10 protein-coding genes and 2 pseudogenes are annotated in these 13026 nt (G+C 44.7%); 7 read left to right on the top strand and 5 right to left on the bottom strand.

Annotated features, from left to right (window positions below):
* Positions 1-539 precede the first annotated feature (539 nt).
* The 4 genes and pseudogenes from FM038_RS05570 to FM038_RS05555 all read right to left on the bottom strand — a co-directional run.
* Positions 540-695: pseudogene (locus FM038_RS05570) on the bottom strand (transposase); the annotation flags it as partial.
* A gap of 417 nt (positions 696-1112) precedes the next feature.
* Positions 1113-2195, bottom strand: a complete 1083-nt coding sequence (locus tag FM038_RS05565; protein ID WP_142872339.1) for a M43 family zinc metalloprotease — start codon at positions 2193-2195, stop codon at positions 1113-1115.
* Between the two features lie 438 nt (positions 2196-2633).
* Positions 2634-2768, bottom strand: a pseudogene (locus FM038_RS05560) (transposase); the annotation flags it as partial.
* A 227-nt stretch (positions 2769-2995) separates the two neighbouring features.
* The gene (locus FM038_RS05555; protein ID WP_142872338.1) at positions 2996-3976 is read right to left on the bottom strand and encodes a transposase; all 981 of its coding nucleotides are present in this window, start codon (positions 3974-3976) and stop codon (positions 2996-2998) included.
* A 481-nt stretch (positions 3977-4457) separates the two neighbouring features.
* Here FM038_RS05555 and mtnN point away from each other — a divergent pair, with 481 nt between their 5' ends.
* From mtnN to FM038_RS05525, 6 genes are all read left to right on the top strand, one after another.
* The gene (gene mtnN, locus FM038_RS05550) at positions 4458-5150 is read left to right on the top strand and encodes a 5'-methylthioadenosine/S-adenosylhomocysteine nucleosidase (protein ID WP_142872337.1); all 693 of its coding nucleotides are present in this window, start codon (positions 4458-4460) and stop codon (positions 5148-5150) included.
* 104 nt (positions 5151-5254) lie between these two features.
* Positions 5255-6238, top strand: coding sequence for a cobalamin biosynthesis protein CobD/CbiB (locus FM038_RS05545; protein ID WP_142872336.1), 984 nt, complete (start codon positions 5255-5257; stop codon positions 6236-6238).
* 96 nt (positions 6239-6334) lie between these two features.
* On the top strand, positions 6335-6712 hold the full coding sequence (locus FM038_RS05540; RefSeq protein WP_142872943.1) for a DUF2721 domain-containing protein: 378 nt from the start codon (positions 6335-6337) through the stop codon (positions 6710-6712).
* Positions 6709-7338, top strand: coding sequence for a trimeric intracellular cation channel family protein (locus FM038_RS05535; RefSeq protein ID WP_142872335.1), 630 nt, complete (start codon positions 6709-6711; stop codon positions 7336-7338). The genes FM038_RS05540 and FM038_RS05535 overlap by 4 nt, the downstream gene beginning before the upstream one ends.
* A 3-nt stretch (positions 7339-7341) precedes the next feature.
* On the top strand, positions 7342-7824 hold the full coding sequence (locus FM038_RS05530) for a nuclear transport factor 2 family protein (RefSeq protein ID WP_142872334.1): 483 nt from the start codon (positions 7342-7344) through the stop codon (positions 7822-7824).
* A gap of 98 nt (positions 7825-7922) precedes the next feature.
* Positions 7923-9557, top strand: a complete 1635-nt coding sequence (locus FM038_RS05525) for a peptide MFS transporter (protein ID WP_142872333.1) — start codon at positions 7923-7925, stop codon at positions 9555-9557.
* A 672-nt stretch (positions 9558-10229) separates the two neighbouring features.
* Here FM038_RS05525 and tyrS read toward each other — a convergent pair.
* Positions 10230-11426, bottom strand: a complete 1197-nt coding sequence (gene tyrS / locus FM038_RS05520; RefSeq protein WP_142872331.1) for a tyrosine--tRNA ligase — start codon at positions 11424-11426, stop codon at positions 10230-10232.
* A 137-nt stretch (positions 11427-11563) separates the two neighbouring features.
* Between tyrS and FM038_RS05515 the strand changes: the two genes are divergently transcribed.
* The gene (locus FM038_RS05515) at positions 11564-12997 is read left to right on the top strand and encodes a peptidoglycan DD-metalloendopeptidase family protein (RefSeq protein ID WP_142872330.1); all 1434 of its coding nucleotides are present in this window, start codon (positions 11564-11566) and stop codon (positions 12995-12997) included.
* The last annotated feature ends 29 nt before the right edge of the window (positions 12998-13026 follow it).

The raw sequence follows: 13026 nt of genomic DNA, 5'->3' as shown, positions 1-13026 counted from the left end.
GGGTTGCTATTTGGCAACGAACCTAATGTCACTAGGGTGTTGTTATCTAACACCCGCCCGGTGAAGGCTGTACAGATGCTTCTGCGATTATAGCCTCTCAGAAGCCTAAACATGTTTCTGGATAAAAACTTGTTTATTTGTTGGATAATTAATTTCAAATATCTTTCTTAAGTAGGGTTTCAGTTGACTGTTTTGGTACTTGGTTAGTTTGCTCAGTACCAAAGCATCATTGGTGTTTATTGCCTGCAGCAAGCTTACATGTAGAGACTTCAGTGGGACGCTAGCTCTTGATTTCATAAGAAGTGTCCCTATACGCTCTGCGGTTTCCAACAACTTCCGTGTTTAACAGCTAGTTCGGCATCCATGCCTTTCGTTCGAAGAGTACCACTACGTGATACCTCACCCTGAAACCGAAGCCCACAGCCGTATCTACATCGGGTTATTAATTTCTTCGATTGAAAATAATGTGTCAGCTAAATTCGTTTCTGGACAAAACATTCTAAATTAAGCAACGCTTCCTCTTCAGTCACTGACTAATTAATCCTCTTTAAATCGGCTGCCACTGCCTTGCAGTCCTTGTACGGCACAAACTTCATCGAATTTCGAACCATATGGACGATGCAGAGCTGGATTTGAGTATTTGGGAACACGGTATTTATGGCATCAGGAAAACCTTTTAGACCGTCAATGCAGGCTCATGCAGAAACCTTGACTGTAACACTCGATAATATTTACTGATCTCGAGCCTGGATAGTATGCGGTGAAAGTGATGCATCATAATAACAGAAGCTTAGACACCACCTTTTTTAGAGTGCCCAGTGAAGGGGATGGCTTTAAGTAACAATTTTGGCAGCTTTGGAACTGCAAGCTATGAAAATGCTAAGTTCAGTATCGACGGCGATACCCAGCTAACGATTTATATTAGATAAGATCGGCTGACTCATAATTGCTTTACCGCAATAGCCTCTCAAAATAAATAGGGACTAAAATGGCTAAAGTAACGGAGTTTGGCTCTAATGGTTGCTTTGTTTGATTGACCCACTTTTTAGAAGAGTGAATAGAGAGATAACAGCCGCAGCTTGCCTGCGACTGATAAGTTAGAATTTTACCAATTAGTTAGCAACACCTGTAGCAGAAAGGTTCGATGCTGACCAAAGGCTTGCACGTGCTGAACTGTTTAAGCCATTAATCATGCGATCTACCTGGTCTTGAGTAAAGTTGGCATATTGATCTGAATAGGCCATAAAATTTTGCCAGTTGATGGTTTGTCCCAAACAGTTGAGGATGCCGCCGTCACCAGGATTCATCTGCCAGCTGTTTTGCTGCGGCGTATCACACACTTCGTCTCCTGTCTGTGAGCAGCGCTTGGCCGCTCCTCGTTTACACCTGCCTTCGAAAGTATGGATCAGATCCATAAAGTGGCCAAACTCATGGGTGAGCACTGAGCGAAAGTTTTCATCTGTATTGGTGCCTAAGTACGCACCATTATATGCCACCCGTGCTAAGCCATCATCGGACATTCCGCTATCAGGGTACCAGGCAACGCCGGAGTTATTGGTGACACCATCGGCATACAGGTCATTTTGAATATAAACATTCATGTATTTGTAATTATCCCAGTGATCATTTTTCACATCTGAGCTTGAGTAGTTACCAGCCCCTGATGATTCCGAGTGATAAACGATCCCGGTCGTTGGGTTGCCGTTGGGATCGATACCAGCCAGGCGAAACTCAATATTGAGATGATCCTTCACATTTTGAAATTCAGAGTCAATGTCAGAATAGTCGGCAGTTTGTCCTTGAAAGTCCTCATTGGTCTTATATAGCGCATCGATAATGACTGCATCATTGACAGTGTCGCCATTATGTACTGTGCCATAGACATGAAATACCACTGGGACGACATAACTAGGCGTTGCCGATATGCCCATTACAAAAGATGTGTCAGTACTATCTAGTGAATCGACATGACCCTGCTTGGCTTGGGCTGAATATTTTCTAGCAGATTGGATGTTGGCTATTTTCTCGTGTCTGGCTTGGGCTTCTATCAAGGCTGATGGAAAGTTTCGATAGTGCTGTGCGTTGGTTTCTGCGGCTTTACAGTGATGAGCTGAAAATTCAGGTTGTATGGCATGTGCGAATGTGGATGCCGTTATGGCAGTCGTAAGAATAGATAGGGTAATTTTATTTATCATAATTTGGCCACTCTTATTATTTATTTTAGGTATATAAACAAGCGAACAGAGCGAGATACTGTTCAATAATCGGGATGACAACATTATTCAATTCATGATTTAGTCATGATTTAGTCATGAATATTGCTAAATAAAATATCCAATATTAAATATACATTTCTTTTTTGAGGTTGCAAATGGTAAATGTAAATTATTTGTTAACGCAAGAAATATAGCCACCCATTTTATTATCTCTTGCTTTCGCTTCATGTTATTTATTGAGGAAAAGTGTCAAAACTACTGTTTTGTGGGTAAATGTACTTAGAGTTGAATTATGTAACTGCAAATATACAAATAATTTAGTTATTCACCGAGGTTCAAGCACTAACAAATACCGAATTTCAGTTCGGCTTGGTATTTATCTTTAGTTGTACCGTTTATTAAGTAATTAACGGCTTGTTAGCCGCTGCAGAGCCACTTCTGGCAATTAGCTGCCCCTTGTCTACGTTTTCGCTCTAAGTGCTCGCAGTAGACACCTAACTCTTGAACAGTACCGACAGGGCCTTTAAATAAGCGGCTAAATTCAGAAGAAATATAGCCACCCATTTTATTATCTCTTGCTTTCGCTTCATGTAATTTATTGAGGAAAAGCGTCAAAACTACTGTTTTGTGGGTAAATGTACTTAGAGTTGAATTATGTTACTGCAAATATACAAATAATTTAGTTATTCACCGAGGTTCAAGCACTAACAAATACCGAATTTCAGTTCGGCTTGGTATTTATCTTTAGTTGTACCGTTTATTAAGTAATTAACGGCTTGTTAGCCGCTGCAGAGCCACTTCTGGCAATTAGCTGCCCCTTGTCTACGTTTTCGCTCTAAGTGCTCGCAGTAGACACCTAACTCTTGAACAGTACCGACAGGGCCTTTAAATAAGCGGCTAAATTCAGTTGTGAGCTTCAGCCAGTTTTTCTGAGGGATGTTGAGTCTATTAAGTATTTTGTGTGAATCAGGGCTTATTGCGCCTCGTTTATCGGCTCTGATTATTCGTCCTGTTTCATCAACCAATTGCAGGTAATCTTTAGCGCTGAACATGAGCCCTTTAACCATCTCTTTTTGCTCATTGCCCACAAAGGGTAAGAGTGCTTGGGGTTGCTCTCCCTTTACTGCGGCTTTGATGCGTTTTTGAATACTGGTGAAATCTGAGGTTTCAGGGGTATCAGCTACCTTAGCTCGAATTGGGTTGAGGTCAACATAGGCCATGCAAGCTAAAACCGCTGCTTCATCCAGTAAAGCTTGGGATTTGAAACGCCCCTCCCAAAATCGCCCTGTACAGCCATCCTCTTTATTCGCTTTTCTGGCAATAGGTTCATTCAAAGCGCGCATAAACCAACTAATATCACTAAGCCGACTTCGATACTGAGCAATTGAATGTTTCAGACCAGCAACCTCACAGCTGTCAATTATCTCTCCTTGAGCAAATTTCTGAGTAATGTCAGTGCCTTTAAACAGTTGATGCCAGTGCTGTACCACCTCTTTATCTGTCCATGAATTGGCTTCGAAAATATCGACTCTCAATACTAAGTGCAGATGGTTAGACATCACGGCATAAGCGGCTACATCTATCGCAAACACTTCGGCTAACTCAAGAATTCTTGACTCAACCCAGTCTCGACGATGTTCATATGACTTTCCCGTGTATTTATCGATACCCGTAAGCCATGCGAAACGAATACATTTAGACATGCAGTGGTAAAACGGGGTGTCTTCGATACTGACTAATGTGCTTCTGGGTCTAGCCATAACAACCTCGATTCAAGTGCGACTATTTAAGTTTAGTAGCAGCTAGATATAGAGGCAGGAATGATGGGTGGCTATATTAAAGGGGGATTTTTTCGAAGAGAAAATCTTGCTTGTGAATACCCAGTGTAGATACGGCTGCGAGTTTCAGTTTCAGGGTGAGGAATCACTACGTGGTACTCTTCAATCGAGAGATAAGGATGTCGAACTGGTAGTTAAATATCAACGTTGTTTGAAACCGCAGAGCATATAGGGACTCTTTATGGAATCATAAGCCAGCAACTTGCAGAACCTTCTAAAGTAAAGAGAGCACATGAGCCCACTGCAGATGATAGATAGCAATGAAAGTATGACCTTCAACACACTCCCCAATAAACAAACACCTCCGAGCACCCCACTGAACAAAGGGATTTTTCACAAATCCCAATACACCATGATATATTAGCGCCCATTCGATCCCGTATGACAATTTAAGGCTAAATCAATGAAAGTAGGTATCATAGGCGCAATGGAGCCAGAAGTGGCTCACTTAATCGCAGCAATGACTTCTCCAGATTCACAAACCATTGCAGGTATCGAGTTTATCGCTGGCACATTAGATGGCACTGAAGTCATCGTCACGCGTTCTGGTATTGGTAAAGTGGCTGCAAGTATTGCAACAACACTGCTTATCGAAAAATATGCACCAGATGCCGTGATCAACACAGGCTCTGCGGGTGGCTTTGTTGATGAACTGGCCATCGGTGATATCGTCATTGCAACTGAAGTAAGACACCATGATGTCGATGTCACTGCTTTTGGCTATGAAATAGGCCAAATGGCCAGTCAGCCAGCAGCCTTTGTCGCCGATGAAAAACTGATGGCAGCAGCCAAGAAAGCCGTTGCTAGCCTTGAGGAAGTTAAAGCCATCGAAGGTTTGATCTGTACAGGAGACAGTTTCATCTGCGATCCAGAGCGCACTAAAACCATGCTCAAGAACTTTCCGACGATGGCAGCCTGTGAAATGGAAGGAGCTGCAATTGCACAAGTCTGTCATCAGTTTGAGGTGCCGTTTGTAGTGATCCGTTCACTGTCTGACAACGCCAATAATGACTCACCTGTCGACTTTGATTCATATATCGTAAAGGCGGGACACCAGTCAGCCTTAATGGTAATGGCTTTACTTAAACAACTATAGCCATCAGTCTAACTGGCCATTAGTAATAGCGGTGAGTTTATAGCGATTAGTTTAGAGCTTAGCTTCTATTAACAGTATTCATGTATAGCGTTTAAGGAAAAATCATGGTTCCAGAGTTTGCCCAACAGCTGCTCAGTGAGAGTCCATTTTATCAAGGGACCATGGTTCTTATTGTCAGTTTATTACTGTCACGCATTGCACCTTTACCCAGAAATTTTCAGCCAATCGTTTGGTTTGGTTATCTAGCTCGCGAACTCGCAAGCAAGGTGAATAAACCCAATCGAGCTGCTTCACAGCAAATCATCGCAGGTACGTTAGCGGCAATCCTACTGATCTTACCTTTCTGGTTAATCATCTATTTCTTGCTTCAACTCGCCGCTTTCCCTTGGTTTTTTGAGTTTGTGATCCTCTATACCTGCCTCAATGATGATAATTTTAAGCAGGTTGCAGCGGAGGTTAGGCAATCATTAAATAGTGCTGATAAAGAAAGGGCCAGAAGTTTATTAACTCCTTGGTTATATAGAGACACTAAGCAACTAAGCAGTGTTGGGATCAGCAAGGCTACCATTGAAAAACTGGTTACCTCACCAGTTTATGGCACTGTCGCCACCATCGTCTTTTTCGGTATTGGCGGTGCCCCATTAGTCCTAGCCTGTAGAATGATCAAAAAACTGGAACTATGCTGGCCACCCATTAACCCTAAGTTTAATCACTTTGGTAAACCCGTCTATTGGCTTAGTGCCAGCTTGTTTCTTGTTCCTAGCTGGCTATGGAACTTCAGTTTAGCCATTCAAGGTGGCCCAAAGACAGTCCTGATGCTGTTCAACCCCTTGCCTAACAAGGGGGCTTCTTATAACTGCCTCAATACCTGTGCGATTGCCGCTTCCACACTCCACATTGAGCTAGGCGGACCGATGAAATTTAACAATCAGCGTGTCGATGCTCCTAGACTGGTTTATGGGCCAAAACCAGACAGTCATTCGATATCAACTGCAATAAAGCTAGCCAGTACCGGTTACACCATCTGGTTAAGTTTCATTGTTTTAGTACCTATTTTATGGGCTTCACTTCGCTATATGCAGACATAACCTAGGCTTCAGATCTAGACATAAGCAAAAGCATAGGTATTATTCCCTAATCAGCTCAACACACTTCAACATAGGCTTTACCAATTGTTCGACAATATTCATGTTTCTTTAACGACACCGGCACTATTATTTCCAGCAATATCTTTATTGCTGTTAGCTTACACTAACCGATTTTTCGCGCTGGCCGCGTTGATCCGTAATCTCAGCAGTGATGGTAAGCCGGTCAAAAGTGCTCAGTTAAAAAACCTGCGTCAGCGGATTAGTATTATCAGGCGCATGCAGGAGTCTGGTGTGATGAGTTTTGCCTTATGTGTACTCTGTATGATTTTTATCTACATTGGACTCAACAAGACTGGCTCTATAATTTTTGGCTGTAGTTTACTCCTATTACTCTATTCACTGCTTTTGTCCGTGATTGAGATCCGTATCTCGGTGGACGCGCTTAATTACCACTTAGAAGAGATGGACCAATGATTGAGCTGATCTACTTCTTCGACCTGTGCGGTACCGCCGTTTTTGCTTTGTCAGGGGCACTTGCTGCTGGGCGACACCGTATGGACCCCTTTGGTGTTATCGTGCTTGCATCGGTCACAGCCGTCGGTGGAGGGAGCATTCGTGACGCACTCTTGGGTACCACACCCGTTTTTTGGATCCGCGACCCTAACTACATCATTGTCATTTTGATTACCGTTTTATTAACGTTAATTTTTATTCGTAAACCTAAAAAAGTACCCCAATACACCTTACCCGTTGCCGATGCGCTAGGTCTGGCACTGTTTACTGTCATTGGCGCAGAGAAAGCATTAAACCTTGAATTAGGTGGAATGATAGCCGTGGTCATGGGCTTGATTACTGGCGTCGGAGGAGGCATTATTCGAGACTTGTTATGCCGTCAAGTGCCGATGATTTTACGCACCGAAATTTATGCTACGGCGTCCATATTAGGTGGCATTAGTTACAGCATTAGTATCTATTTAGGCGCAGATAATATGCATGCGATACTGTTTTCTATGACCGTCGCCCTGTGCATCAGGCTTGCAGCCATAAAATGGCACTTGTCACTGCCTGCATTCGATTTAAAGAAAAGTGTAAAGAATTAGCCCATGATATTTGTACGATATATTTGTCTTATCTTAGCGCTCACTAGCACCTCTTCGATTGCTAAGCCTGGAGACATGCCGAAAGAACAACAATTAGCCGTGAAGTATATTCAGGCTGTAACCGACCATGACTATAAAGCATTGAACGCTTTCTATGATCGTAAAAGCATCTTTAATGACAGGACGGCCAGCAAAACTTATACCGGGCGTCGACACATCATTAGCTTTCTTAGACGGGCTCATCAAGGCGTATTAGAATATGGCTTTAATATTGAACATATGTTTAATTCTGGCTCCTTAGTAATAATGATAGGCAGCTATCACTATAAGGGACCAGGAGAACAGTTTGGTAAGCCGGGAAAAATCATCGATTTAGCGATCCCAGGGGTAACCACAGTTAAACTCGATATGGCAACTCACAGGGTCTCCAAGCATGAAGACCTTATGGATTACCAGACCATGGCCGATCAATTGGCGATACAATAGATCCGGCTACCCTCTCACTTTTTTCATCCTTGGTTCAAAAATCAAAGCATGTACTAACCTTTATATCAAGCGTATATCAAAGCTTGTAAGGAAAAGTCATGCAGCCAGCCCAAGATACGTCGAACAAGAAACAACAACTTAATGATGACGTGTTAGGCCACCCCAAAGGCTTATATGTCTGCTTCGCTACCGAAATGTGGGAGCGATTTTCCTTCTACGGGATGAAATACCTCCTGCTTCTCTATCTAACTAAATATCACCTTTTCTCTGACGGTGCAGGGCTCGAAGTGTTAGGTTCCTACGCAGGCTTGGTCTACTCACTTCCTGTCATCGGCGGGCTATTAGCTGACCGGTATTTAGGCATGCGCAAGGCTGTTATCTTCGGTGGTATTTTACTCTGTCTGGGGCACTTTCTGATGGCGGTAGAGGGACACCAGGCAGTGCAGTACTTAGCTGGTAGCCAATTAGTGGCCGATATTACTCTCAATGACGGCACCGTTATATTGGCTGGCACTGTGCTATCAGAAACAGTCCATGTGCGAGATCTCGCCGCCCTCAACGTATTTTATCTTGCTCTGGCATTGATTGTCGTCGGTGTCGGCTTCCTTAAGCCAAACATCTCTACCATTGTCGGTCAGCTTTATAAAAAGGACGACCCTCGCCGAGAGTCTGGGTTCACCATCTTCTACATGGGGATCAATATCGGCGCCTTTGCTGCGACTATCATCTGCGTCTACCTTGGAGAAACCTTCGGCTGGGGCTATGGTTTCGGCGCTGCTGGAGTCGGTATGATGATAGGCCTGCTCACTTTTCTCAAGGGACAGAAGCACCTCAAAGGCTTAGCTGAACCCAGTGATCCACAGCACCTTACTGAGAAAGTACTTGGCGTGCTCAGCCGGGAGTACCTCATCTATCTGGCGGCACTGCTTAGCTTGTCGATATTCTGGTTAATGATTCAACATGAGCCAGTCGTTTTCGCCGCCCAACAAGTTTTACTACTGATATCTGGCGTCGGCTTAATTGGCTATGCAGTCTTAAAAGGCACGAAAGAGGAGATGCAGCAGATGATAGTCTTAATGGTGCTTATCGCCTCTACGATTGTATTTTGGGCCTTGTTTGAACAAGCGGCAGGCTCAATGACCCTGTTCGCCGATCGCGTCGTTGACAGAAACCTAGGGGGGATTGAGATCTCTGCAGGGCAATTTGGCTCCCTCAATGCAGGTTTTATTATGCTGCTGGCCCTGCCTTTTGCCGCATTATGGGTCTGGCTGGATAAACACCAGCTAAACCCCAATATCCCAGTCAAATTTGGCCTGGGGATCATTCAAGCAGGCTTAGGTTTTGGCGCCCTTGTTATAGGCGCTTCGTATCCGAATGAAGCTGGGCAAATAAGTCTCTGGTGGCTAGTACTCGCATACCTTCTCCACACCACAGGCGAGCTCTGTCTATCACCTGTTGGCTTATCTGCTGTGACTAAGCTGGCGATTCATCGGGTTGTAGGCCTATCTATGGGGGTCTGGTTTCTTGCTACCGCTCTGTCTGAAACCGTTGCCATGCGTTTAGGTAAGCTAGCCGCCATCGATACATCCGGCTCGGAAAACATGGATATAGCGAGTGCTGTTGCGACTTACACTCAGCTATTCGAATTCTTGATGTGGACTGGTATTGGCTTCGGGATATTTATGCTGCTGATCTCACCGATTTTGAAACGGGGTATGCACGGAGTACGTTAAGAGATGCGAAAGAGGAGTAATGAGGAGCTAGGAAGCGAGGAAGCGAGGAAGCGAGGAAGCGAGGAAGCGAGGAAGCGAGGAAGCGAGGAAGCGAGGAAGCGAGGAAGCGAGGAAGCGAGGAAGCGAGGAAGCGAGGAAACGAGGAAACGAGGAAACGAGGAAACGAGGAAGCGAGGAAGCGAGGAAGCAAGGAGGCGAGGAAGCAAGGAAGCAAGGAGGCGAGGAAGCAAGGAAGCAAGGAAGCGAGGACACGAGGAAGCGAGGACACGAGGAAGCGAGGAAGCGAGGAAGCGAGGAAGCGAGGAAGCGAGGAAGCGAGGAAGCGAGGAAGCGAGGAAGCGAGGAAGCGAGGAAGCGAGGAAGCGAGGACACAAGGAAGCGAGGAAGCGAGGAAGCGAGGAAGCGAGGAAGCGAGGAAGCGAGGAAGCGAGGACGCGAGGACACAAGGAAGCGAGGAAGCGAGGAAGCGAGGAAGCGAGGAAGCGAGGAAGCGAGGACACGAGGAAGCGAGGACACGAGGAAGCGAGGACACGAGGAAGCGAGGAAGCGAGGACACGAGGACACGAGGAAGCGAGGACACGAGGAAGCGAGGACACGAGGAAGCGAGGAAAGCCCAGACATTGTTAACAGCCTCTAGAGTCTAAGCGCTAGAGGCTACTAACCTAAGAAACCTTAAACTAAGGTGACCTTAGCAAACTTACGTTTACCGACCTGGAAAATACCGCTGGTACCTGCAGTCAGTTGCAGACGTGTATCTTCAATCTTCACGCCATCTATCTTGGCTGCGCCCTGCTTGATCATACGCATGGCATCCGAAGTCGACTTAACAAAGCCTAACTCCTTGAGCAAGTTAGCGATGGCAATACCTTCACCGACACTTAGCTCAACCTCTTCGATATCATCGGGAACCGCACCTTTTTGGAAACGATTATTGAACTCTTGATGAGCCGCTTCTGCCGCAGCCTCATCATGAAAACGTGCGATGATCTCTTTAGCTAGCGCGATCTTAACATCACGAGGATTGGCACCTTGCTCGACATCAGATTTAAATTGCTCAATTTCGCCTAATGGACGGAATGATAGCAACTCGAAATAACGCCACATCAAGTCGTCTGAGATAGACATGATCTTACCGAACATTTCACTAGCAGGCTCACTCACACCAATGTAGTTATGGGCAGATTTAGACATCTTCTTAACGCCATCTAGACCTTCAAGCAATGGCATCATGATCACAGTTTGTGGCTTTTGACCTTCAGACTTTTGCAGCTCACGGCCCATTAGCAAGTTGAACTTCTGATCCGTTCCACCTAGCTCTACATCGGCTTTCAATGCTACAGAGTCGTAACCTTGCAGTAATGGATACATAAACTCATGGATGGCAATGGACTGGCCAGAACCATAACGCTTCTTAAAGTCATCACGTTCCATCATACGCGCTACCGTTTGCTTTGACGCTAAACGTATCATACCCGCTGCGCCGAGCGGCTCTAACCAGGTAGAGTTGAATTCAATGCGCGTCTTGGCTGGGTCCAAAATCTTATAAACTTGTTGTTTATAAGTTTCGGCGTTTGCCAGCACTTGCTCACGAGTTAACGGCGGACGCGTACTATTTTTGCCACTAGGATCGCCGACCATACCCGTGAAGTCACCAATCAAGAAGATTACTTCATGACCTAACTCCTGAAACGTACGCATCTTATTCAAGATAACCGTATGACCCAGATGAATATCCGGTGCGGTTGGATCGGCTCCAAGCTTAATACGTAAGGGACGTCCCTCTTTTAACTTTTCCAGCAGATCCGCTTCGAGTAAAATCTCATCGGTACCACGTTTAATCTCTGCTAATGCTTGGTCTAAATCAGCCATCTCGCCAACTACTCCTAGGAGCTAATCAAAAAATAGAGAGTCATGTTACTTGTTAGCCAGCACAAATGAAAGTGTGTACACTAAGGGGATCAGTATAAGTCAAAAAATTGCGACTAAGCTCAATAGGAAAAGGTTAGATGGGAAAGGTTATAACACTCTTAAAATTGCTGCCAAAAATGCATCAGATACTCCTATGTTGCATAGTGTTAATTACCTTAGTTGTTATTCTGATACCTACTGAAGATGCTAACGCATCTAAAAATACCCATTCACAACTCTCTGGTAGCTTAGATCTCGGCCGGGGTGGAACACAACAATCTTCAGATATTAAATCGAATAACACAGCACAATTAAAAACACCTTTAGCATTTCGAACACCCACACCACCATCGAACACACAACAGCAGGTCATCACGAATGCTGATGCCGGTGACACGCCAACACCCGAAAGCTCAATTGATACACTTAAGAGTGAACAAGCCAAAAAAACGCATACAAAACATTTTGAAGTAAAAAGTGGTGATACCTTAGCCTCACTCTTTAATCGAGCGGGCTTAAGTTCAAGGGATGTGTACGAGATCACTCAGCTGCCAAAGGCAAAAAAGAACTTACTCAAGATCATGCCTGGTGAATCACTCATCATAATCAAAGATGAGGCCGGCGAATTAGTTCAAGTTAACTACCACCTAGATCCAATTTCAACCTTGATCATAGATAAAAATGAGCAGGGCTATGCCGAACATATTGCACAGAAAAGTGTTGAGAGCCGTAATAAATTTGCCAGCGCGACCATCAATAATAATTTTTGGAATGCCGGCGTGAACGCAGGGCTAACGCCGAATCAGCTCATGCAGCTGGCAACCATTTTCGGTTGGGATATCGACTTTGCGCTCGACATTAGGGCCGGAGATAATTTTTCGATTATTTTCGAAGAGGAGTACGCCGACGGTGAGTTTCTTAGAAACGGCAATATCTTAGCCGCAGAGTTTAGTAACCAAGGAGACCGTTATACTGCAGTGCGTTACACCGACGGTAACTACTACTCAGAAGAAGGTCGCAGTATGCGAAAAGCCTTCCTTCGCTCTCCAGTTGATTTCAAGTATGTGAGTTCAAGTTTCAATCCTAAACGCTTACACCCAGTGACAGGCCAAGTCAGAGCCCATAGAGGAGTAGACTATGTGGCCGCTGTCGGCACTCCCATTAAGGCTGCAGGTAAAGGCCGAGTGATAAAATCTGCCTATAATCAATACAATGGCAACTATGTGTTCATTAAGCATAATGACACCTATACCACTAAATATTTGCACCTAAAAAAGCGCAGAGTTAAGCAAGGCGCCACAGTAAAACAAGGTCAAATTATCGGTACCTTAGGCTCAACGGGTCGCGTCACTGGCGCCCATTTACACTATGAATTTATTGTTAATGGCGTACACCGCAACCCTAGAACCATAAAGCTACCTAAATCATTGCCTATCGCCAGCAGTGAAAAATCTAAGTTTATGTCTCTTAGCCAAGCGATCATGACTAAACTTCAACAGAACAAGCAGATCCAATTAGCCTCTTCTCAGTAATCCTTATTCGCTCAATTGAGCTTCGAATT

Origin of the sequence: Shewanella eurypsychrophilus, assembly GCF_007004545.3 — a bacterium.
Classification (GTDB): domain Bacteria; phylum Pseudomonadota; class Gammaproteobacteria; order Enterobacterales; family Shewanellaceae; genus Shewanella; species Shewanella eurypsychrophilus.
The sequence above is the reverse complement of the archived record's forward strand: the minus strand, read 5'-3'. Positions and strand labels throughout refer to the sequence as shown.